At 40.0% G+C, this 22,149-nt stretch carries 19 protein-coding genes, 1 tRNA gene and 1 pseudogene; 6 read left to right on the top strand and 15 right to left on the bottom strand.

Annotated elements, in window-relative coordinates:
- Positions 1–109: 109 nt before the first annotated feature.
- The gene (locus tag K5Q73_RS10600; RefSeq protein WP_220765715.1) at positions 110–1,342 is read right to left on the bottom strand and encodes a reverse transcriptase domain-containing protein; all 1,233 of its coding nucleotides are present in this window, start codon (positions 1,340–1,342) and stop codon (positions 110–112) included.
- Between the two features lie 155 nt (positions 1,343–1,497).
- Positions 1,498–3,717 (bottom strand): retron Eco8 family effector endonuclease, encoded by a 2,220-nt coding sequence (locus K5Q73_RS10595; protein WP_220766143.1) that lies wholly within the window; start codon positions 3,715–3,717, stop codon positions 1,498–1,500.
- Positions 3,718–3,912: 195 nt separating this feature from the next.
- Between K5Q73_RS10595 and K5Q73_RS10590 the strand changes: the two are divergent.
- Positions 3,913–4,430, top strand: a pseudogene (locus K5Q73_RS10590) (transposase); the annotation flags it as partial.
- Between the two features lie 514 nt (positions 4,431–4,944).
- Here K5Q73_RS10590 and K5Q73_RS10585 read toward each other — a convergent pair.
- Both K5Q73_RS10585 and K5Q73_RS10580 read right to left on the bottom strand, forming a co-directional pair.
- A complete protein-coding gene (locus tag K5Q73_RS10585) occupies positions 4,945–5,205 on the bottom strand; it encodes a hypothetical protein (protein WP_220765713.1) in 261 nt (86 codons plus the stop codon).
- A gap of 920 nt (positions 5,206–6,125) precedes the next feature.
- Positions 6,126–7,403 (bottom strand): hypothetical protein, encoded by a 1,278-nt coding sequence (locus K5Q73_RS10580; protein ID WP_220765712.1) that lies wholly within the window; start codon positions 7,401–7,403, stop codon positions 6,126–6,128.
- A gap of 282 nt (positions 7,404–7,685) precedes the next feature.
- Between K5Q73_RS10580 and K5Q73_RS10575 the strand changes: the two genes are divergently transcribed.
- Both K5Q73_RS10575 and K5Q73_RS10570 read left to right on the top strand, forming a co-directional pair.
- Entirely contained in the window at positions 7,686–8,594 is a 909-nt protein-coding gene (locus tag K5Q73_RS10575; RefSeq protein WP_259650855.1) for a hypothetical protein, read from the top strand.
- A gap of 152 nt (positions 8,595–8,746) precedes the next feature.
- Complete coding sequence (locus K5Q73_RS10570; protein ID WP_220765711.1) at positions 8,747–9,196, top strand: hypothetical protein; 450 nt, start codon at positions 8,747–8,749, stop codon at positions 9,194–9,196.
- A 344-nt stretch (positions 9,197–9,540) separates the two neighbouring features.
- On the opposite strand, the gene K5Q73_RS10565 is transcribed toward K5Q73_RS10570, so the two are convergent.
- From K5Q73_RS10565 to K5Q73_RS10550, 4 genes are all read right to left on the bottom strand, one after another.
- On the bottom strand, positions 9,541–10,362 hold the full coding sequence (locus tag K5Q73_RS10565) for a hypothetical protein (RefSeq protein ID WP_220765710.1): 822 nt from the start codon (positions 10,360–10,362) through the stop codon (positions 9,541–9,543).
- A 259-nt stretch (positions 10,363–10,621) separates the two neighbouring features.
- On the bottom strand, positions 10,622–11,023 hold the full coding sequence (locus K5Q73_RS10560; RefSeq protein WP_220765709.1) for a hypothetical protein: 402 nt from the start codon (positions 11,021–11,023) through the stop codon (positions 10,622–10,624).
- 8 nt (positions 11,024–11,031) lie between these two features.
- On the bottom strand, positions 11,032–11,307 hold the full coding sequence (locus K5Q73_RS10555; RefSeq protein ID WP_220765708.1) for a hypothetical protein: 276 nt from the start codon (positions 11,305–11,307) through the stop codon (positions 11,032–11,034).
- Positions 11,308–11,376: 69 nt separating this feature from the next.
- Positions 11,377–12,849: a site-specific integrase gene (locus K5Q73_RS10550; RefSeq protein ID WP_220765707.1), complete on the bottom strand. Its 1,473-nt coding sequence runs from the start codon at positions 12,847–12,849 to the stop codon at positions 11,377–11,379.
- 374 nt (positions 12,850–13,223) lie between these two features.
- Between K5Q73_RS10550 and K5Q73_RS10545 the strand changes: the two genes are divergently transcribed.
- Positions 13,224–13,499 carry a hypothetical protein gene (locus tag K5Q73_RS10545; protein ID WP_220765706.1) on the top strand — a complete coding sequence of 92 codons (276 nt, stop codon included), beginning with the start codon at positions 13,224–13,226 and terminating at the stop codon, positions 13,497–13,499.
- 186 nt (positions 13,500–13,685) lie between these two features.
- Positions 13,686–14,015 carry a hypothetical protein gene (locus K5Q73_RS10540; RefSeq protein WP_220765705.1) on the top strand — a complete coding sequence of 110 codons (330 nt, stop codon included), beginning with the start codon at positions 13,686–13,688 and terminating at the stop codon, positions 14,013–14,015.
- 283 nt (positions 14,016–14,298) lie between these two features.
- On the opposite strand, the gene K5Q73_RS10535 is transcribed toward K5Q73_RS10540, so the two are convergent.
- The 5 genes from K5Q73_RS10535 to rpsU form a co-directional block, all read right to left on the bottom strand.
- A tRNA-Ile gene (locus K5Q73_RS10535) sits at positions 14,299–14,375 on the bottom strand.
- Positions 14,376–14,728: 353 nt separating this feature from the next.
- Positions 14,729–16,573, bottom strand: a complete 1,845-nt coding sequence (rpoD, locus tag K5Q73_RS10530) for an RNA polymerase sigma factor RpoD (RefSeq protein WP_220765704.1) — start codon at positions 16,571–16,573, stop codon at positions 14,729–14,731.
- 126 nt (positions 16,574–16,699) lie between these two features.
- The gene (dnaG, locus tag K5Q73_RS10525; protein ID WP_220765703.1) at positions 16,700–18,430 is read right to left on the bottom strand and encodes a DNA primase; all 1,731 of its coding nucleotides are present in this window, start codon (positions 18,428–18,430) and stop codon (positions 16,700–16,702) included.
- A gap of 153 nt (positions 18,431–18,583) precedes the next feature.
- Positions 18,584–19,027 (bottom strand): GatB/YqeY domain-containing protein, encoded by a 444-nt coding sequence (locus K5Q73_RS10520; RefSeq protein ID WP_220765702.1) that lies wholly within the window; start codon positions 19,025–19,027, stop codon positions 18,584–18,586.
- A gap of 7 nt (positions 19,028–19,034) precedes the next feature.
- Positions 19,035–19,250, bottom strand: a complete 216-nt coding sequence (gene rpsU, locus K5Q73_RS10515; protein ID WP_006080725.1) for a 30S ribosomal protein S21 — start codon at positions 19,248–19,250, stop codon at positions 19,035–19,037.
- Positions 19,251–19,478: 228 nt separating this feature from the next.
- On the opposite strand from rpsU, the gene tsaD reads away from it, so the two are divergent.
- Positions 19,479–20,495 (top strand): tRNA (adenosine(37)-N6)-threonylcarbamoyltransferase complex transferase subunit TsaD, encoded by a 1,017-nt coding sequence (gene tsaD / locus K5Q73_RS10510; RefSeq protein ID WP_220765701.1) that lies wholly within the window; start codon positions 19,479–19,481, stop codon positions 20,493–20,495.
- Between the two features lie 62 nt (positions 20,496–20,557).
- Here the strand turns inward: tsaD and K5Q73_RS10505 are convergent, their stop codons facing one another.
- A complete protein-coding gene (locus K5Q73_RS10505) occupies positions 20,558–21,181 on the bottom strand; it encodes a 2OG-Fe(II) oxygenase (RefSeq protein WP_220765700.1) in 624 nt (207 codons plus the stop codon).
- A 313-nt stretch (positions 21,182–21,494) separates the two neighbouring features.
- Positions 21,495–22,094: a glycerol-3-phosphate 1-O-acyltransferase PlsY gene (gene plsY, locus K5Q73_RS10500; protein ID WP_220765699.1), complete on the bottom strand. Its 600-nt coding sequence runs from the start codon at positions 22,092–22,094 to the stop codon at positions 21,495–21,497.
- Positions 22,095–22,149: the final 55 nt, after the last annotated feature.

Here is a 22,149-nt window from a genome sequence, read left to right as displayed (position 1 = left end):
ATTGGATGGAAGTTCTTTTTTACTATTTTTAATGCTTATATTCAAAAAAAACATGTAAGTATGTCACCATTATCAATGAATTTGTAATAATTAAAAGTAGGGCTGTGAACTAAAGTTTTATTTTTGTGAATGTTTTATCCAATTCTGCAATAAGACTTTTGTACTTTTTTAGGCTAGATGGGGTTATACAGTTATACTCTTCATCATATTTTATTAATGATACTAAGTATGATCTATATCCTGTTATTTTATTGAACAGCTTTTGAATGCAAAAGGTATTGTAATAATCATATTTTGGTGGATATTTGAAGCATTCGTGAGCTTTATTCATTTTGAAATATCGTTCCATAATTTCAATGGCACTCATGTTTTTATTTAAAGAATGAATTATTTTAGATATTACATTTAATTTTTTATTGGAAACCCTGATGGTCCCAGCTGATAAATAACTATCAACACCGTCAATGGTATATCCATTTAGAGAAATTGTTTGATTTGATTTTATTGTCTTTTTGATATTCAACTTCAAGTTAATAATTCTAATTATACTTGAAATTTCATTAGTGAATTTATCTGAATGTAAAAAACAACCATGCTTTAAAGCTTCTTCCCTTTTAATTTTTGCAAGGCGTGTTTTATGTTCCTTATGCGTGATTGGTATCGGGGGAAGTACGTCTTTTTTTTGTAGGATACTTTTAAATTTAGTATTGATCTTTGATGAAAATAACATGTCGTCAGCGTATCGAGTATAGGTAACATTGTTTCTATAACAAAAATCCTCTATTAAGCAATCTAAACGCCTGAATACAATGTTTGAAATAGCTGGAGATGTTCGAAAACCAATAGGTAAAATAGTCTTACCCGCAAATTTTTTATTGGTGGAATCAGGCGGTATAGTATATGTGACTAAATTTAAAAACGATTTCAATAGTGTTTGTTTGGTCTCGCCGCTTGTGATGTTAGTATCTTTAAAATGTTTTGAAAAAGATTCAGATATAACACTTGAGCTAATTGAGTGGAAAAAGTCTTTGATATCTAATCGAATAAAATGATAGCTATATCTATGAGGCTCTAAAAAGTCAAGGTATGAACTACCAGTAACAAAAGCTGTCGCGCATTTACTTATTTCTAGAGTATTTACAACTCGAGAAAGAGCTCTTAATTGAGTGTTTTCTAAACTTTTTGCCAGATCGTTATTTGAGCAGCGATAACCAAACTTGCTGCCAATCTTAAATTCTACAATTTCATTAGGGGTTAAAGTTTTTACCCCCATCTCATTGCTATAACCGTCGTACCCTTGTAGCACTTGGTTAACAAAGTCTTTTTTTTCAATTATTTTCATGAATTAAAATTCCAAATACGATACCTAGAACATCCTTTCACGCTTTGCGTGCTGATGAAAGGTCATCATTGCGACCAATTTATCGTAATTAGTGACCACTGGGTTAATAACGGCTAGCGTTAACTTTAGTATCAAAGCCCCATAAATCTATCGCTTTAGAATTTTTGTACTATATCATATATTTCAGGGAAAACTATAGAGAATTTCATTTTAAAATCTTTTGTATTTCCAGATGTTTCAGAGTCAATTTTCTCAATAGCAAAATCAAAAAATCTTGTGAGCCAACCATGAGTCTTAGACAATTTGCACGGAAATCTTTTTAATTGTTGATCTTTGATAAAGTTGACAGCATCGATTATTCTTTTGTCTAGATGACCATAGGAATCATTAGAGGCACCTATTAAGGTGTCCGATTTTCCACCAAAGGCTATTCTGTAGGCAATTAATAACTCATCATCCTGTAGACTTAAATTGGTAACACCTACGCGAAGTTGCTTTACATATAGCTTTCTTATTAACTTTGAAAAGCGCTCTAGTTTAGAGTTGAGTTTTATAGTGCTTGTAGGACTCGCATGCAATTCGCCGTACGTTTTTTCTATGTTTTTATTCTTGTAATAAGATTTTTTAATATTTTTAACTCTTTTTTCGTTATCACCCTTACCACCTAGTGGTGTATTATTTTCAATTTCGTAGTCAATCCATTCCAAAAAGATATGGATACTACTTTTATTTATTAGGATGCCTTCTAATGTTGTTTTGAATAACATTGTCTTTTTTTCTTTAATTAATACTTCATTCAGTTCTGAAATGAAATCATAATATTTGAAAAAAGAGTATCCGATTTTTTTTTCGTTAAGAGTTCTTTTTTTGTCATTGTTCCTCATTAAGTGAACAAGTTTAATGTAAGATTTATGTTTTTCAGAATTAAAATAGGAGCGGGATAGCTTGATTTGCAGTTCTTTGATAGCCACTTCACCGCTTCGTATTTTAAAAGTAGGTCGTTGAGGGTCAATTGATACTACTTTATCTGCATCATAAAGGATTAAATGTGGTATAGACTTATATGATATGCATGAAGTAATTGCTTTTATCATGACGTCATTTGCACGATAAATATCAACTGCGGCTAATTTTTCAAACTTACTAACTAAATTTAAATTTCCAAACAATTCAAGTTCAGACTCTCCTTCTACAAAGAGAATAAACTTACCAAAGAACAGTCTCGCTTCATTATCGTTGAAAACATTTAGAAATCGAGAGTCTGTAAAGCTGCTGTTAAATCTTTGTACTGTCGTGCATGGGAGTTTGGTTTCTTTTGAAAAGTGATATACTTGATGCCCCCCCTCTTTATTGAAAAGCTTTACAACTTGTTTAACAATGTTTGGAGAATGTGTTGAAAAAATCACATTTGGATACGGGGTGTTATATTTCCCCCATTCTAAAGATTTTGAAGTACTTTTGTATTTGTTATATGTTTTTGAAAAGTTAGTGATGAATGCCTCATTCATCTTGGGATGTAGCCCGATCTCTGGTTCATCAATATAGATAGTAGGCGTAACAAACTCTCTTCGGCTAAGAGCGATCATAAGATTTAGGAATGTTTCTAGGTATCTATGTGAGTTTGTGCCATCAGACTGAGTCTTCAAGCTTTCTCCGTCTATTTGAAAGGAATCGCCTGTTAACCCGACTTTGATGTAATTTAATATCTCGCTTTCATAGTCAAATGCTGAGGTATGTGTAAGCTCCTCAGTTGTGGAAACATAGTCTTTGTATGCATTACTTTTGGGTGATATTTTAGAGTTTATGTAGTCTATATGTTGGTGTCTATCTAAACTGCTGACGTCCAGAAATTTTAGTTCACTAATATTTTTCCATATTCTAGCCCAATCATATAAGTCTAATCTTCTAACATCTAGTTCAAAGAAAGGGAATAATCGTCTAATTATTTTCCTTAATCCTTCATTTGATTCAGACCAAGATGTGGAGCCGTCTTGATTTATTGTTAGAGAGATTGTGCAGAAATACTCTGCTTTACCTTTATTAATTACTTTCTCATGTTGGTCTTTAAATAAAGTTCTGACAACATGGCCTTGGTATTTTTCTTTTTTCTCATCCATTCTTGAAAATACAACATTTCTAATTTTTGTTGTATTGAACTTAATGGATATCATTCCTGTACGAGAGTATCTCGAATGTAGTAAAGGTGTTAGTGTGTGGTTTCCTTCAAGTTTTTCATAAAAAAACTTTATTATTTTAAGGAGGTTGGATTTTCCTACGTTATTTTGCCCAACAATACAATTGATATCACTTATATTTTCGATGATGAAGTCGTCAAATGATAATATGTTTTTTATTCTGATCGAGCTAATTCCCATTGTGGCCTCAGTGTTTGGTTTTTTGAGGTTATACCATAAAGTGTATGGTTAGAGGTACTTATATTAATGTATTCGCTCTTTAATATAAGCGATCTTTGCTAGAAGTTTGTTTAGTTAACTGTGACACCCATAATTGTTGGCTAGAATTTAAACTGCTGACTAAGCTTTAATAATCACAATTGGACTGAGGTTGTTATGGCCAGACCAAAAAGTACGTTAGTTAGCGTAGAATAGACTCCTTTTTACCACTGCACATCTAGATGCGTGCGAAAATCTTGGCTGACTTGCATCGATAAATATACTGGCCAATCTTATGAGCATCGTCGTGATTGGGTTGAATCAAGACTCCTTGAGTTAGCAAGTGTCTTTGCAATAGACGTAAGCGCTTATGCGGTGATGTCCAATCACCTTCATTTGGTGCTGAGGGTAGATGTTTTTGAAGCGAACATTTGGACGGATAGAGAAGTAGTAGAGCACTGGCACCAACTGTTTAAAGACACCTACATTACTCAAAAATTCACCAAAGGTGAGGTCATTGAAAGTGTTGAAGTTAGCAGTTTAAAGCATTTGATTGCTCAATACCGAGGTCGATTAAGTGACATCTCTTGCTAATGTTTTTAAGAGAGTTGCAAGCACTGAATGAGCCCATTGCTCGCATGGCCAATAAAGAAGATAACTGCACAGGTCGTTTCTGGGAAGGAAGGTTCAAATCTCATAATATGTGGGGTCAGTGTAAACATTATTTTATTGCCTTATAAGCTCTGATTCTAAGAGCTGGCTTTAGGTCCTTTGTGCTAGTCGATTAATGCCGATAATGGGGGTGACAGATAGACAGACATGCTTGCGTTTAGTTGCTCCTGAACATGATAGCTTAGGAGCACCTTCATCTCAATATTTCACGTGTTTGATGAGGTATAAAATACCTATAACCATCACTGCAGCGGGTATTAGAAAGGACATATGTTCTCCTTAATTTTTAGCTTAGACGAATCGAAAGAATACATAGTAACTGGCACGCCATAAGTTCACTTTGCTCGGGTTTTGCTTGCAAAGGACTTGGTATGTTGAAGCGCCATTAATCAGTTTGCACGTTCCTAGACTATAGATGACAAGACACCGAATATCATCGGTTTCAATATAAAAAGAGAATAACCAGAACAATAATATCGCGCCGATTACCAGCGGGATGCTCATTGTCTGGTTTAGATTTAATTGCTTTCCTGGCATCTAGAAGTCATCAAATCCTGAGCTAAATGAGTCGAAGCTGCTGTCAAAAGAGCTATCAAACGAACTGCTACAAGAGTTGTCGAATGAGTTAGTAATGCTGCAACTCATAGAGTCGAAGCTGGTATCGATTGAGGTGCAACTCGTATCCATTGTTGAGTCGGTTACACCATAAGGATTGCCTTTGATATCTACTCCGCTATCAGCGACCATAGGTGTGCCATCGACATTTACTAGTGGCCCGATGTTAGAATTTGTACTCATAATCATCTCCTGATTTTGCTGTTTAAAAGTTCACCGTTGTCTATACACATTAATGAAAAAATGTTAGATTACAAACTTGTTTGACTGAACTGTCAGCAACAAAAAGTTTGGCGTTTCACCTCTAATTATTCTTCGTTTTTTCTTCAAAAATCCCGCAAAATTTTCCCGTTACGCTTTAACGAATGTGTGCTGTTAATAACAAAAGTCGGCACGAGTTTTTGTGACAAAAGTGCATGTGAAACATGCTATCAGCTCGCGTATTTGGATGGATACAAAGTATCGATTCAAAGGAGCAACGCGCATGTACAGCTGGTCTGTACTAACCGTATTTACATTTTGCTTCAGCAAAATTTAGCCTCATATTTGGCACAAATTGATGGCTAAACCATTTGCCTTTTCGTCAGAAAAGCGGGGCGTCGAAAGAGGGAGTAGAGGTGGCACACATCCCCTCGTCGTAAGCGGTGAAAATGCGGTTAGTACAGAGCGTAGCGAGATACATGCGCGTTTGATGTCTTGAAAAGCTAGAGCGTAGCTCGTAAGACAGTGGCGATGACGAGTCATCAGAACTGGCGGGCGATTCAAGGCATATGGATGTGTCACGAAGTGATTCATCCATCAGGCAAAGCCTGACTTGGTAGCGATGGGTATCGCTATTTTCATCCCGAGAGGGAGAAATAAGCATCTCGGAATAAAAATCAGTACTTTTTTGCCTAAACCGGCATTGTTTGTGTTCTAAGGTTCTACCTCTTGATAACCATGTTCAACGTAACAACGGATATCAAGATGAATGAGCAAAATTAACTCACTATATAATGTCTATATCCGTGTTTCCAAGCCGGCTAATTGTTTTGTTTATTTAACACAGAGGTCATTGCAGAGTACCCGAATAAAGTACTCTGTAATGACTTATGAGAGCCCCGTTAAATTGAGATTGCTCCAGGTATTAATAGGCCATGCATTGCAAGCTTATATTTAGTGCTTAGTTCGGTTATTGCGTGTTCAAGTCCAATGGCTTTTAACATTGGTATCACATCTTCTAGCAGTCTAAATGTCGTTACCTGTTCAATTATTAGCGTAAAATCATCGTGTTTATAATGCTCATTGATGCAGTCGTGAGGTGAAACTGTTATAGCTAGATTTAAATATGAGCTTTCTTCTTTATGAAACACCTGAACTTCTTTAATGAGAATGAATGCTTGCTTACAGTTATGAAGGTCATATAAAGGCTTTTGTTTGATCATTAAGCGATTAAGTGAGTGCTCCATACTCATTTCAAACTTATTCACCCATGTTTTGAGTTGCATCATATGTTTAACTAGCGGTTGTACTTGACCTGCGGGATCTGTTTCAGAAGATGCGAGGATTGGTTCCCCTTGAAAGGTAGTGTCATACCACTCATGAATTAATTCTCCCGTAAGCACAACTTCTCCGCCTATGTTATCAGGTGTATTTAGGTAGCAGGGCTTTCCTACCCAGGTTGATAAGATAGTTGTTGGTATTGATTTTACCTCGTTGATTACGATTGACAAGTAGGCCAAAAATGTAATAATTTCTAGAGGTTTAGGTCGTTTCTTGTCATGCAGATATTTGTATTCTTTTTCTTTTAGTAGGTAATCTAATTTGTGTTTGTTTATTAGCGATAAGAGGGAGACCTCCTGCCCCTTTAAGGCGTGATTCAACTCAATATCTGAATTATTAAGTAGGAAATCTTCCTGTGCGGTCCTGTGGTGCTCTTTGCTATTGTGATCATGTAGCAGCTTTTTGGAGATTGTTATGAACTCCTCGTCATCTAACAGCTGTGAAATAACATAATCTTCTACTGAAGCCTCTAAATTATTGTTTCTATCCGGAATAACAATGCAGCGTATGTGTGTGATATAGCCCGCAATCAGCCTACTTACTTGCTCACAAACAAGTCCATTGAAAAAGTGTTGTAGTGATGTCTCCGGCGGTAAAAATCTGCAGTTATTTTTAAGTACTCCTTTAGCTTTGGCAGGTGAACCAAACTTTTCAATTAGGATTAAGGCTGTGCCTGTTGCCATTTGTCCTTTGCCATTCTTCCACTCGCTAATTCGAGAGTCTGGAGTGTTTAACTCAAGTGCTAAAGTCTTTTGAAGAGGGCACCTTTTCATAGCATGAGCGATTAGAATCTGTGTTGTGATCTTGGATTGTTTTGTTGCATGTGGGTCAAATTGCATGTTCTTCTCCTTTGTTTTCTGAGAAGGTATTTTTAAGGCTTAATAAACATACAACAAAAATTACTTTTACGTAAAGTGTGTATTTTTTGCGTAAATATTTACAGATATGCTTCTGAGTTACTTCATTCAGCTGTTTTTATTGAGTTTTTAGGTATCGCAGGAAGCGAGGCGTAAGTAAATTATTTTCTAGTTAAAATTTGTTCTCTTGTTTTAACCCGAATTGTTTGTGTTCTAAGGTTCTACCTCTTGATAACCATGTTCAACGTAACAACGGATATCAAGATGAATAAGCAAAACAATCCAATCCAACAGTTAAATCAAACCGTCGAAACAGCGGGTGAAATAGCTCCTGAAGCAGCGCGGTTATATCAACCTTATATCTCCATGCTCATGCACTACCAACCGGGAACAAGCAACAATCAGATTGGTAAAGATAGGCGCGTATTAACGATGAAAATCGTTACACGTTTCGGCCTAACATCACCAACGATTATCAGCTGGCTTTACGGCATTCCACACCGGCTGGCATTAGAGCATTTAAACAAGCTCGTCAGCGAGAAATTGCTGAGCCTTGTTATCACTCATCGCTCTATTGATGGCCGGGTTTATGTGCTGGATTATGCTGGGGCTAAATACGCCGAAGAGTTGTTATCCGTTGCGGTCTATTTCCGTGCTGGAGAACCCTGCTTACGAGTCAACCAAAACACCATAATGCACGACCTTATGATGCAGTACGTTCTGCTCAAAGGCGTGCACAATCAAACAAAAGATAAGATAGCTAAACCCTACTGGTATTCATTCGTTACCGAACCTGAGTTTAAGCGGCTTTTTAAATCTAATGATGTGCGCAATGTCGACGGTATAGCGATAGAGCCCGATGGCACAATCGCAGCGATTGAAATTGAGCACTCATTCAAAACCAAAGCAGCTAGGCAAACCATCCTTTTAAAGTGGCTGTATGGCCTCAAGAACGGTTATTACCACAAGGTCATGCTGTTCTCGCAATCACTGCAAATCTTCAATGACATAAAGAGGCTGCATAGCCAGCTCTATGAAGAGATGCCAACAAGGTTTGATAAGAAGACACGACAGGTGTTACTAAGTCAGGAGGATGCAACCCTGCTCAAAGCACGGATAGTGCACCGAACGGTGCTGTGTGATGAACTGAATAAGAGGTTCTACGAACAATAGAAAGGAGTGATTAACGAGTATGTGTTTACATTTGTAATTCATATTTATGTTAGTGTGTAGTAGTCGGAGTTAATTTTTAGTCTTGTGGGGAATTTGTTTTTTTACTGACGTGTGTTATAAAACTGTTGGAATTAAGTGGCAGGGAGTGCTTTGTGAAAAAAACATACGTATTATCTATTATATTTTTCTTAACCTTCGTCTTACTATTCGTATGTCGCGTTAGTTATATTTCGTCAGATGAGACAATCTCGAGTGCACGTTCTGGGGACATTGCATTTACAAATTTGCTTGCCTATGGGGTTAGAAATCCATTTACTGGCAAATATTTGACTAAGTATGATGAGCCCAAGAATAAGGATTTTGTTTATTTAGAAAAAGAGACTAACTTTTTTGGTGAGCAATCATTTGAATATGTAGACTCATACGCTTACAAAAGGAATTTTTCCAGAATGAATGCAGGCGTGGTTGCAGGGAGAGTAGTTTGGACATATCCAGCCTATATATTTTTTGTATTTTCATTCTGTATGTTATTGAGTTTTCTGGGTAACAGAATGGTTACTGCTCTTATTCCTTCAAAGCGGATTAGGCAGTGGTTCATGTAAAGGAAGATATTATGAGCTGCTATATTTAATAAGCGGGCTCTTTGGCTTGGGTATAACGAAGAAAAGATACGCAATGTGTCTTTTCCCGGCAGACTATAGTTTTGAATAGTCTGCAGTATTGTGGAAGCAATTGAACACTTTGGTTAAATTACTAAGCACCGACCGAAGGCTTCCCTGTTCTCCAGTATTAATAGATAGGTCATGAGGTAGTGAATTTTCTTAGTTTGTATTATTGAAGAAAATAGGTACTTAAAAATTACTCTGACGAACTTTTCGCAAGCTTAACCCCTACCAGCCTTGATAGCTATCGAGTAGTCTTTTTAGAATGTCTTTCTGCACATCATCTAGTTATCTAGTTGCATGCACATGTCGCCAAACTGAGGGTAGCGGAAGCCGTTAGCAAGCTCTTCTCGTTCATACTTATTAGAAAGGTCAATCTTTGTCATTCCAAGCGATTCACCTATAGCGGCAAGGCTCTGTGACATCATTAGCTCCGTTGTGTGTCGCGTGTTGTAGCAACTTGCCAAGGCGTAGCTCAAAAGCTTGTCTGCTGAGCCTTTGCTGTCAAATATGAGCTTTTTAATATCGATGTCGATTTCATAAATATCTTGAACTTGGTTAAGGTTTTTTCGGTGTGGAGCGAGGGTGTAACCACGACCTAAATAAATCAGACAGTCTTTGACGGCATTTAAAAATTTAACTTGTTTAGGGGAGTCTTCTCTAACAGGTAAAAGTCGATCTACTAGCATGCTTGTTAGGTTTTTCTCTGTATTCTTGATACTTGGAATTGCGACTCTGGTATATTTAGTTGTTCCTGCTTCTAGCCACCAAAAACCAGTGTAGCTATTGTCATTAGAGTAAAGACCAAGCTCTGTATGCTCGATTCCAAAAGTTGACTTTACAAGCAGAAGAAGTGCTTCGTTGAAGCTTTGTACGTTATGAATACCGTTACCCCAACAAATGCATTTCATGGCATCTGCGTGGCTTAGGGATTGTTCCTTTTCAAGCTCTTTTGCATTGTGCTTTGCTTGTTCAAGCGTTAAGCCAGTTGGAAAAATGAGTACATTCTCAACTAAAGAGAACTTAATTAAGTGGTGTGTGGCTTCAAGTCGGCCCTCAGCTTTGGGATAAGGGGGCTTTACTGCAGTGTTAATTTTGCTGTTCATATTAGGTTCCTGACACTTGCGAGCGTAAAAGTAACTACCGCATATATTGTGATGACGGCAGAATAGTTAATAAGTAAAAGTGTTTGTTGTTTAGGCTCAATAGAGCCTCGGTCACTAACCGTTGTTATGTTTGGTTTGCCTTATCAACACCGATGCAAAATGCTATTGATGCCTGTCTATTAACCTAATTTTGATACGTGTTGCTAAGAGAAAGCTTAAAGAGCCCAAGAAAGCGAGCCTAATGGCTCGCGAGTTGTTGCTATAAACTGTCCTCTAATTTTTGTGCCCAATGTTGCTCAGCTATATCGAAGTAAATTTCAGGAGGTAATCCAAAAATAGCTTCGAATTCGTCATCAAATAAGCCGCAGAAGCTTTGTATTTCTTCTTTGAGCAGCAGTAACACCATGTACATATCAAAATCTTCCAGATACTGACTATCAAGTTCTGGATGCTCTTCTTGTATTGATTTACTGATACTCATACCTAAAACCCTCCCAGCAGAATCTCTATGTTGATAGATGTATCGACTAAAACTTAATTCGATATCATCATCCTGTGTTACTTGATGGCCCGCCAGTAACAAAATGGTGCTGTGGTCGCTCCAAGGCGATTTAGATTGCCTTTGATACTCTCTGATAAAAAGTGACTTCTTATCGCTCATAGTGCCTCCTAATTGGCTAATGATGTGTCCTCATTAGTAGCTAGGGTTGCCACATGCGAATTATTGAAGTGTTGGCGAAAAAACGTGATTACCTGTTCTTGCTGCAGTGGTAATACGTGTTTTTTACTCAAGTGTTTCCTTATTGCGAACTCTAAAAAATTGAGCTCTGTTTCAAGCGTATACAGCTCTCTATCGACATACTTCAGCTCTTCTACAAGGCAGCTTGATATTTCATGAAGTAAGCTAATCAAGTTATTTAACTGGTATTGATAACTCGGTTTCATCGACGTCTCCTGTTGTTTTTGATGTTCAATAACTAGGTAGAAAGTGAGAAGGCGAGTTTTAGGCGAACACTAAGTATGCAAAGAGCAACCTTGAGCTTTAGCCGGCATAATATGATTTAGTGATGCAGAGTAGTCATCCATATCGTTACAGTGATCATCTTGGATCACATGAGAATAACGTTCTGTTGTTTGTGAGCTTTTATGACCCAAAGCAATTTGAGTTTTACGGATGTTATTAGTTTGCTTGGTATGTCTAGTGGCGAAAGTATGCCTAATAATTCTAAAGTCAAGATGGCCAAAGCTAAGACGCTTTATAAAGCTAGCCTTCGTTTTTTTGTAGCTAGTAATATGAGCTCCTTTGCTCCTGGGACTTGGGAACAACCATTTAGTCGCAGTTGTTTGGTGACATGAGTGTTTTAGCCATTCTTTTAAAATCGCTTCGATTTCAGGCGTGATCTCAATATATTGGTCTTTTTTGATTTTCCCTACCGTCGCACGAATTCTTAGTTTTTTATCGGCAAAGTTGATATCGCTCTTCATTATTTGTAGTGCGTAACTAGGGCGTAGGCCTGTGTGGAAACACAGCAGTGCTAGTGGAGTAAAGTAATCAGCATAAACTGACCCTACAGTCTTCCCTTTAAGCTTCTCTTTATCTCTTGCAGCCAACTCTTGGTAAATTTCTGTGAGTTCATTATCTGTATAATATTTATCTTCAGTATTGTTAACTTGCACCTTTAGAGGCTTACAAAGTAGCTCTTCATCGAATACGAAAGGGTGACGAGGATCTTCCGATGCCGCACGTATAGCAGCTCTTAAGGTACTCATTGCGCCCTTTATTGTTGACTCTGCTAAATCATAGGGCGACATACCTGAGCTAAGCTGTTTGCTTGTTAGCTTAACTGTATGAGAACTTAGCCATTTTAATAGATGGTTTTTAGATATTTCATTAATCGGCAGCGATAGCAAATTTGAGAAGTGATTTTCAATAAGCTGCGTTTTCGATTCTGCTGTTTTAGGGTTGCTTAAATAGATTAAATTTTGGTACTCAGGTAAGTACTCTCCAAGCGTTGGTATTGGTTTTCTGGCGTGAATATTTCGACCATTTTGATGAATGGCTTGCTGAGCAGCAATTGCACCTAGCTCCGATTTCACTTTTGACTCTAATTTTATCCCTTCCGAAAGGTCACAGATTTTTTTCTGAGTAGAATGTTTTTTATTAGGCAATCTAGCACGACTATAGAAGACTACTCCTGAATTCAATATAACCTTTAGCTCATTATTCTCACTGTTAAACCCATTTCGGTACAGGCGTACATTTAAGTTATCGATAGCGAGAACATTAATTTCAAGATAACTAATTTTTTTGTTGAACCAATCATTGAGCTTTGCACGGGTTTGTTCTGCCTTGGTTTCGCCAGGCATATTCCCAGCTCCGTAGACAGTAAAGTTATTTAGGAATAGGTCAGAAACCTTGCTATCGATGGCTTTATAAAGCTGCTTTATCATTGGAAGTAGCATAATAATGATTAAGTTATATAACATGTATCGTCTCTCGTTCTTAGTGGGGTTAAGTGCTTGTTGAGTAGATGATGGCAGTAAAATTTTTTTTAAAAGAATCGTGGGTAAGCTGTAATCACACTTTTTTTATTAAAAATCTGCCTAGTTCAGATATATCCTTAATTAAACAGTGTGTTACATGTTAAAAATAATTTTTATTTATTTTTAAATAACTCCTCTCGGCAATAATGAATACATTGGTGTTTTAATATGAATATCAACACATTCATTGGCTTAGGTTGTGCTGGAGTGGTTTCAGTTGGTTTGGTTATGTGACGATGGATTAGAGCTTAACCCCCGATTTCTGACTTTTTATTTTTTTATTTAAAGTTCGGTTCTTCTAATAGAGGAGTTACCGAATGCGCCAAGAAATTACAAAACTACTATTCACAGAAGTCGAAGCGGCTGAATATCTTAAGCTCTCAGTTAGCACCTTGCAGAAAAGTCGAACCAAAGGCGACACTAGGATTTTAAATGGCTTAGCACCGACTTTTGTGAAGCATTTAGGCGGGGTTCGCTATAGTGTTGGGGCCTTACGTCAATTTAAAGCTGAAAAGGGCGCTAAGGATTTCTACACTGAGCTTGAGACTTCCTATTTACCTAACCGAAGCTCCTGCTATTCCGACTTCGCTTGATATTGAGCAGGAAGAAGATCAATTTGACTGGTCTGTACTTGTTGAGTCATCAGCGAAAGAAAGTGTGAGGATTTAAATTGAGGTAGGTGCTCACAACATTTAACTCCACATTAGAGCTTAACCAGAATTTTTTGGAATTTTTCATCTAGCTTAAAATTTAAGGGTGTCTACAAAGGAGCCCTTAAAATGTTAGCTATTGCAAACCAAGTATTATTGACTGAAGTAGAAGCTGCGGCAGCTATAAGTTGCTCTTTGAGTGCATTGCAGAAAAGTCGCTCAAAAAAATCGACCAAGATAGATGATGGTCTGGCTCCTCGGTTCATTAAAGAAAATGGGGCTATTCGATACTTGCTCAGCGATCTTGAGGAGTTTGTGAGTAACTTAATGCCGCAAGATATGGCCGCTAATGATAGTGCTTGTGATAGGGCGGATACAGCCGCTGAGAACGGTGATGTTGAAGCTGCTGTTAAAAAGCCAGCGGAAGATGATGCATTCGATTGGTCAACGCTGATCTAGCTAATACTCATCAGTTCATTATTTAAGAGCGTTCACCGGAAGGTGGGCGCTTTTTTTGTTTTTATCATCTGGTTATTGTTTCGGAGTGAAAAGTGTTTGGACTCAAAACTTGAATCGAAGACAAAAAGGATTAGTATTGAAATTGCACCCCTTTTGCACTGGGTTGCATGGTTTTGTGCGATATGTGTGCGATGGGTCCTAAGTTCAAAACTCGCAAAATAGCAGTTCTTGAATTTCAGGTACAAAAAAGCCCATTGAATCAATGGGCTTCTTCGTTTTAAATTGGTGGCCCCTCACAGACTTGAACTGTGGACCTGACGATTATGAGTCGTATGCTCTAACCAACTGAGCTAAGGGGCCGACTTAAGATAGTCGTCACTATCGAAAGCGCTGAGAAGTATACGAGGTTTGTAAGCGCTTGTCACCAGAGATTTTGCTCGAAATGTGCTTATACTTGCACGACTGCTTATCTGTTAATCAATATTGGTGAGTTTTAGTTGCAGGCTTTACTATTAAGCTAACTTTTTAGCGGAATTCAAAGCCATAGCAAGCTGTTACACGCTTGATTATGGGGATAAACTCTCACGCTAATACTCGAATGATTGCTTCATTTGCTATGTGGTTTTGGTTGGCTCGATTTTTTTGCAAAAAAAAAGCTGCCCTTAGGCAGCTTTCATTTGATGCATCGAGTAAACGATGGCTCAATTACTAGACTACTCGTCTAGGAATGACTTTAAGATCTCTGAGCGAGAAGGGTGACGCAACTTACGTAGCGCTTTAGCTTCAATCTGACGAATACGTTCACGTGTTACGTCAAACTGCTTACCCACTTCTTCAAGTGTGTGGTCAGTATTCATGTCGATACCGAAACGCATACGCAGTACTTTAGCTTCACGAGCTGTTAGGCCCGCTAGTACTTCGTGAGTTGCGTTTTTCAAGCTTTCGCCTGTCGCTGAGTCAAGTGGTAGCTCAAGCGTCGTATCTTCAATGAAATCACCTAAGTGCGAATCTTCATCGTCACCAATAGGGGTTTCCATTGAGATTGGCTCTTTAGCAATCTTAAGTACCTTACGGATCTTATCTTCAGGCATTAACATGCGCTCTGCCAACTCTTCAGGAGAAGGTTCACGACCCATCTCTTGCAGCATTTGACGAGAGATACGGTTAAGCTTGTTGATAGTCTCAATCATATGTACTGGAATACGGATCGTTCTTGCTTGGTCAGCAATAGAGCGAGTGATCGCCTGACGGATCCACCAAGTTGCATAAGTTGAGAACTTATAACCACGACGGTATTCAAACTTATCTACCGCTTTCATCAGACCGATGTTACCTTCCTGGATAAGATCCAAGAACTGTAGACCACGGTTGGTATACTTTTTAGCGATAGAAATTACTAGACGTAAGTTCGCTTCAACCATCTCTTTCTTCGCACGACGAGCTTTCGCTTCACCGATAGACATACGACGGTTAATATCTTTAATTGCACCGATCGCTAGACCAGTTTCAACTTCAATTGCATCAAGCTTGGCACGACAACGCTGTACATCGAACTCAACCATTTGTAGACCTTCTACATATGGCTTGCCTGATGCAAGTTCATCGTTGAACCATTCGATGCTGCTTTCATTGCTGGTATAAACTTTGACGAAGTTTTTCTTCGGCATTTTGGCTTGTTCAACACAAAGCTTCATGATCAAACGCTCTTGAACACGAACTTTGTCCATCATAGAGCGCATGTTCTTAACTAAGCGGTCAAACTGCTTAGGCATCAAACGGAACTCTTTGAAGATCTCACCAATTTCGAATAGTGCTACAGTCGACTCAGGGTGACCACGGCCTTTTTCTGCAATGATTCTTAATGCATTTTCATGGGCAACGCGAAGTGTTGTAAACTTCTCTTTTGCTTCTTCAGGATCAGGACCTTTTGGACCTTCCTCTTCTTCTGCATCGTCATCGTCGTCATCATCATCGTCGTCATCTTCGTCATCTAAATCATCATCAGATAACTCTGAACCAACGTGAGTTGCTGTTGGGGCAACATCTTCTGCATTTGGGTCAACAAATCCAGAGATAATATCAGAAAGTCTTACTTCTTCTGCTTCGTAACGATCGTATTGCTCAAGGATCATCGCAATCGCTTGCGGGTATTCCGCAACAGATGCTTGAACCGTGTTAATACCTTCTTCGATACGCTTAGCGATAACAATCTCGCCTTCACGTGTTAGAAGTTCAACTGTACCCATTTCACGCATGTACATACGTACTGGGTCAGTCGTACGACCTAATTCAGCTTCAACTGTTGCAAGTGCAGCAGCGGCTTCTTCTGCAGCATCGTCATCGGTGCTGTCTTCAGACATCATGATTTCATCAGCATCCGGAGCCTGTTCATAGACTCGAATACCCATGTCATTGATCATCTGGATAATATCTTCAATCTGGTCAGAATCGACCATGTCTGCAGGTAAGTGATCGTTCACTTCTGCATAGGTTAAGTAACCTTGCTCTTTACCTTTGGCGAGCAACAATTTAAGTTGCGACTGCGGAGTATGATCCATAGATATCATCCAAGTTGGGAAACTGTTAAAACGACGGGCAAAAAACAGCCACGCAAGTCGTCAATTATAGCCTTCGGTGCTTCTCTGTGCTAGTCCAAGTGTTTACTTTTGAGGCTGAATTTTTAATTAAGCCTTATTTTTAATCACTGAAATTAGCTTACTAAGCTGTAACCACTCTTCTTTCGTGAGGTTCTTCTTCATACTCAGCTCTTGGTATCGTTGCTCAAGATACTGGTTGTTTAACCAAACGAGTGTTTCTTTTAACTTTTGAAGCAAGTTTTCATCCGCCACTTGATGATCCCATTGGGTCAGTTTTTTTAGGGTGCTGAATTGGTTATCGCCCCTGAACTGTTCAAGTAGTTGTGCGCTGCTTATCACTTGTCCGCGAGTTAAATCTAATACAAGGGTCAGCAAGTCAATGCCGGCCATCTGTATATGTTTTAGCGCTGGTTGCTCAGGTAGTTTTTCACCTAAACGTGGATGCTGTACTAGCAATGCAATGGCTAATCGCAAAGGAGTACCGCGTCCTTTCAACGCTTTGTGCTGACTCGGCTTTTCAGCCGCTTTAGCTGAAAAATTAAATTTTCGTTTAAGTTCGTCTGCACCATTCATTCTTAGCTTATGTGCTAAATCTTCGAGTAACAGGCTCTGTAATACTGTGTCCTGTACTTTCTCTATAAGTTTAATGGCATTTTTTGCCAAAACACTCTTATCTTCGTTACCGTAAGTCTTTGCCAAGTTCTCGAACAAAAACTCGGGTAGTGCCATAGCTTGGTCGATTTGGGATTCAAACTGTTCTTTGCCGATTTGTCTTACTAGCGTATCGGGATCTTCTCCCTCTGGCAGGAACATAAAGCGAACTTGATTACCAGGCTTTAATAAGGGGAGCGCCGTTTCTAGTGCTCGCCATGCAGCTTCTTTACCTGCTTTATCACCGTCGTAGCAGCAGATAACTTCTTTTGCACTACGAAGTAATAACTGAAATTGATCAGCTGTTGTCGAGGTGCCTAAGGAGGCGACTGCATAGTCAACGTCAAATTGCGCTAAGGCAACCACATCCATATAGCCTTCAACAATAAGGACTCTTTGTGGATCGCGGTGACGCTGTTTTAATTCGTAAAGGCCGTAAAGCTCATTGCCCTTATGAAATATGGGCGTTTCTGGAGAATTCAAGTACTTTGGCGTACCTTCTCCTAATACTCGGCCGCCGAAGCCAATGACTCGTCCGCGTCTATCGCGAATAGGAAACATGAGTCGGTCACGGAATCTGTCATAGCGTTTACCGCTATCATTCTCAATAACCATACCGGCGGTAAGTAACTTGTCTTGCGAATCTTGGTTTTGGCGGTAACGGCTCAGTAAGCCATCCCAACCATCGGGTGCAAATCCGATATTGAAGTGTTCAACCACTTCTTTTGAAAGGCCTCGATGTTCAAGGTAATCAAGGACTTTTTGTTTATCTGTATGTTGTCTAAGTTGGTTCTGAAAGAAGTTACTAGCTTCTTCCATTAGCTGATATAAATCACGGCTTAGTTCTTGGTCGCGTGGCTTACCTGTGCCTTGTTCCCTTGGGACTTCGAGTCCGAGTTGTCCGGCGAGTTCTTCAATAGCATCAACAAAGTCGAGTCGGTCATATTCCATGACAAAATCGATGACGTTGCCGTGCGCGCCGCAGCCAAAACAATGATAAAACTGTTTATCTCTGCTAACGGTGAAAGAGGGAGATTTTTCGCTATGAAAAGGACAACAGGCAGAGTGGTTTTTACCCGCCTTTTTAAGGGGCACTTTGGGGTCGATTAGATCGACAATATCAGTGCGAGCAACTAGCTCATTAATAAAATCACGAGGTATCGCCATTAGATTGTTAAATGCCGCCTTTTTACGTGAAATTAAAAGTTACTTGAAATCAGACGTTTCGTGAAATCAAACGCTTTGTGAACTCAAGTTTGGGAATATCGAAAACAAACAAGCCGCGCAGAAGCACGGCTCATTCATGCAATAAAACTAAAGTTATTTGAGTTTTGCACGGATCATAGCGCCAATTGCCGCCATGTCAGCTCTACCCATTACCTTTGGTTTTAATGCTCCCATTACTTTACCCATATCCGCCATGGTGGATGCTCCCATCTCAACGATGCTTGCATCAACTAGCGCAATAACTTCCTCTTCGGAAAGAGGTTGAGGCAAGAACTTTTCTAAAACTAGAATTTCATCTGCTTCAATTTGTGCTAGTTCGTCACGACCTGCTGCTTCGTATTGAGCAATAGAGTCACGACGCTGTTTTACCATTTTGGTTAAGACCGCTATAGCTTGGTCGTTAGTCAGAGTCTCGCGGGTATCCACTTCAACTTGCTTAACGGCGGCTAGTGCCATACGAATCGTCCCCAAACGCAGCTTTTCTTTCGCGCGCATGGCTTCTTTCATTTGGTCTTTTAGCTGATCAACTAGGCTCATAATGAGATTAGTATAAACGTACGCGACGTGCGTTTTCGCGAGAAAGCTTCTTAGCTAGACGCTTTACTGCAGCGGCTTTAGCACGCTTACGTGCAGTAGTTGGCTTCTCGTAGAATTCACGAGCGCGAACGTCAGCTAAGATACCAGCTTTTTCACAAGAGCGCTTGAAACGACGTAGAGCTACGTCGAATGGTTCGTTTTCACGTACTTTAATAATTGGCATACGCCATCACCCCTTAGGTGTAGGTTGTATTGAGACAATTACTTGACTCAGATTATTTAAAAATGGTGCGGAATTCTATACCGAGTCGCACCCACTTGTAAACCCCTTAAAGTGATCAGAATAAGGCATATTAGATGAAATTATCCCCAGACTGCGATAGGGCTATGGAGTAATTAAAGCACAGCAGGTAGAATTGGCGCCAGTTATGTTAACCAAAGACGACAAATAATGCGGGTTTTAGGTATAGAAACATCCTGTGATGAAACAGGTATTGCGGTTTATGATGATGAAAAGGGCTTGCTGTCGCATACGCTCTATAGTCAGGTTAAATTGCATGCAGATTATGGTGGAGTGGTGCCTGAACTAGCATCTCGCGACCATGTTCGAAAAATTGTGCCTTTAATTCGTCAAGCCTTAGCCGATGCGGATATGAGCATCGACGATCTCGATGGTATTGCTTACACCAAGGGACCTGGTCTTATCGGCGCCCTATTAGTGGGGGCTTGTGTTGGCCGCGCTTTAGCTTTTTCTTGGGATAAGCCAGCAATTGGTGTACACCATATGGAAGGACATCTATTAGCGCCAATGCTTGAAGATGACGTACCTGAATTTCCATTCCTTGCCTTGTTAGTTTCTGGCGGGCACTCAATGATTGTGGGTGTCGAAGGCATTGGCCGATATACAGTACTTGGTGAGTCTGTTGATGACGCTGCCGGTGAAGCGTTTGATAAAACCGCTAAGCTAATGGGACTGGATTACCCAGGTGGTCCAAGACTTTCAAAACTAGCGGCTAAAGGCGTGCCAAATAGCTATCGTTTCCCGCGTCCTATGACTGACAAGCCTGGGCTAAACATGAGTTTCTCAGGCCTTAAAACGTTTGCTGCAAACACCATCGCGGCTGAGCCAAAAGATGAACAAACTCGTGCCAATATCGCCTGTGCGTTTGAAGAGGCCGTTGTCGATACCTTAGCTATTAAATGTAAGCGAGCACTCAAGCAAACTGGTTATAAGAACCTTGTCATTGCTGGCGGCGTAAGCGCGAATACTCGACTACGCTCATCGTTAGCTGAGATGATGCAGAGTTTAGGCGGTAGAGTATATTACCCGCGTGGTGAGTTTTGTACCGATAATGGCGCGATGATCGCTTATGCAGGTTTGCAGCGTTTAAAGGCCGGGCAGGTTGAAGATTTAGCGGTAAAAGGTCAGCCAAGATGGCCGCTTGATACGCTAGAGCCTGTAGATTAAGGCTAAAAGAAAACCAAAAACGGCGCTCATTGAGCGCCGTTTTTATTTCTAATTACTATCTATTAAAAGCCGTGGTTGGCATTACTGACGCGGAACCAGCCGGCGATGCTGTAACGATTAACTTCGGTACGTAGCACCTCGTGAGGAAAGCGCTCGCTTAAAAATACCACCCACTTGCCAAATTCTGGTGCAATGGTTTCAATCTTGTTGTCATTTTCATCATAAACAACCAACTCACCAGCGTGTTCAGGCTGCCAGTCCTGATTAAGAAAGAGTACAGAGGTTAAGATTCTATTTCTGGAGCCTTGCAAAACGTCTGAGTGCTTTTGATAAAAAGCCCCTGGTTCATAAATGGCGTAGTGGCTTTCAAAATCAAACAGCCCCATAAATAGGCGTTTGTTTATGCCCTCACGCAGTTGTGTCATAAGATCAAGGTATAACTTATCTGCTGGTCGTTGTTCAGACAGCCAGCGGATTTGGTCACTGCGAATGCTATCGACGAGTTGTTGCTCGCCACCACGACCAATTGCGGCTGGGCGAAAATCATCCCAAGTTGCATTCTTGGAGCTGTGTAATAACTGCTCACATACCGAAGGCGGAAGTGTGTCGGATAGAACGATATAACCGGTTTCAACCAATGCATCTGCAATGGTATCCATCACAGCTTCACTTAATTGTGGAACCATAAAGAGGTACTCAAAAAAAGAGAACACGATAGCTTTACTGGCAGGCTCATAAGAAGTGAGCACTGTATTCGAGGTAGTGTCAGAACGGGTAGTTTATTTGGGAAAACGGGCTACCCAGTCAAAATCGGCGCAATTATAAGTTGGGCTTGTTAAAAAGCAATCGAAGAAAGTATAGAGAGGCTTTGTTAAAACGCAATTTTACGATGATTAGCTAATGCGAAGCATTAGCGCTACAAATAGGAAGAAAGATTAAAGCCAAACGTAAGCGTTATTAACGGCTGCTTAACACATAGGTTATTCGGGGAAAGCGCTGTTAACTCTTCTTGCGAGAGACCTTAGACTCTTCACCTTTGAGTAGTCGCTTAATATTATCTTTATGGCGGATAACAATTAGTGTCGACAGCATGGCAACTGGAATGGTGAAGCGATCATCGAGCCACCAAGTGTAAACGGGCGCGAGTAGCGCTGTGCAGATAGCAGCAAAGGACGAGTAACGAGTGACGAGGACAAGCACTATCCAAGAGGCCATGAGGCAGAGCGCTAAGTCATGGCCGATTGGCGCCATGGCACCAAAAGCCGTCGCGACACCTTTGCCGCCCTTGAAGTTAAAAAATATCGGGAAAATATGCCCTAGACAGGCTGCGATAGCAATAACACCAAGCGCGATGGGATCGACGCCGAGCCTAAAGGCTAGGTAAGCCGGGGCTGCACCTTTTAGCATATCGAAAAACAGCACCAATGCTGCCGAACTGGCGCCGCCGATCCGTAGTACATTGGTCGCTCCAGGGTTGCCTGAACCTTGGCTACGAGGATCGGGTAGTCCACGCATTTTGCATACCAGAACAGCACTCGATATCGAGCCTGCCAAATAGGCAGCCAATATCATCACAATGGTCAGTACTGTTACGGTCAAATTGGTTTCCTTATTCGTCTTAGGGTATCATCGCGCCACATAATTAATGCGCTGC

It is taken from the genome of Shewanella sp. MBTL60-112-B2, assembly GCF_019655055.1.
In the GTDB taxonomy this organism is placed as follows: Bacteria; Pseudomonadota; Gammaproteobacteria; order Enterobacterales; family Shewanellaceae; genus Shewanella.
Note: the sequence above shows the minus strand (reverse complement) of the source record. Positions and strands in the feature narration are given on the sequence as shown.

Coding starts and splice junctions, on each gene's coding strand:
- K5Q73_RS10600 (WP_220765715.1), bottom strand. CDS start 1,342: ATGAAAATAATTGAAAAAAAAGACTTTGTTAACCAAGTGCTACAAGGG.
- K5Q73_RS10595 (WP_220766143.1), bottom strand. CDS start 3,717: ATGGGAATTAGCTCGATCAGAATAAAAAACATATTATCATTTGACGAC.
- K5Q73_RS10585 (WP_220765713.1), bottom strand. CDS start 5,205: ATGAGTACAAATTCTAACATCGGGCCACTAGTAAATGTCGATGGCACA.
- K5Q73_RS10580 (WP_220765712.1), bottom strand. CDS start 7,403: ATGCAATTTGACCCACATGCAACAAAACAATCCAAGATCACAACACAG.
- K5Q73_RS10575 (WP_259650855.1), top strand. CDS start 7,686: ATGAATAAGCAAAACAATCCAATCCAACAGTTAAATCAAACCGTCGAA.
- K5Q73_RS10565 (WP_220765710.1), bottom strand. CDS start 10,362: ATGAACAGCAAAATTAACACTGCAGTAAAGCCCCCTTATCCCAAAGCT.
- K5Q73_RS10560 (WP_220765709.1), bottom strand. CDS start 11,023: ATGAGCGATAAGAAGTCACTTTTTATCAGAGAGTATCAAAGGCAATCT.
- K5Q73_RS10555 (WP_220765708.1), bottom strand. CDS start 11,307: ATGAAACCGAGTTATCAATACCAGTTAAATAACTTGATTAGCTTACTT.
- K5Q73_RS10550 (WP_220765707.1), bottom strand. CDS start 12,849: ATGTTATATAACTTAATCATTATTATGCTACTTCCAATGATAAAGCAG.
- K5Q73_RS10545 (WP_220765706.1), top strand. CDS start 13,224: ATGCGCCAAGAAATTACAAAACTACTATTCACAGAAGTCGAAGCGGCT.
- K5Q73_RS10540 (WP_220765705.1), top strand. CDS start 13,686: ATGTTAGCTATTGCAAACCAAGTATTATTGACTGAAGTAGAAGCTGCG.
- rpoD (WP_220765704.1), bottom strand. CDS start 16,573: ATGGATCATACTCCGCAGTCGCAACTTAAATTGTTGCTCGCCAAAGGT.
- dnaG (WP_220765703.1), bottom strand. CDS start 18,430: ATGGCGATACCTCGTGATTTTATTAATGAGCTAGTTGCTCGCACTGAT.
- K5Q73_RS10520 (WP_220765702.1), bottom strand. CDS start 19,027: ATGAGCCTAGTTGATCAGCTAAAAGACCAAATGAAAGAAGCCATGCGC.
- rpsU (WP_006080725.1), bottom strand. CDS start 19,250: ATGCCAATTATTAAAGTACGTGAAAACGAACCATTCGACGTAGCTCTA.
- tsaD (WP_220765701.1), top strand. CDS start 19,479: ATGCGGGTTTTAGGTATAGAAACATCCTGTGATGAAACAGGTATTGCG.
- K5Q73_RS10505 (WP_220765700.1), bottom strand. CDS start 21,181: ATGGTTCCACAATTAAGTGAAGCTGTGATGGATACCATTGCAGATGCA.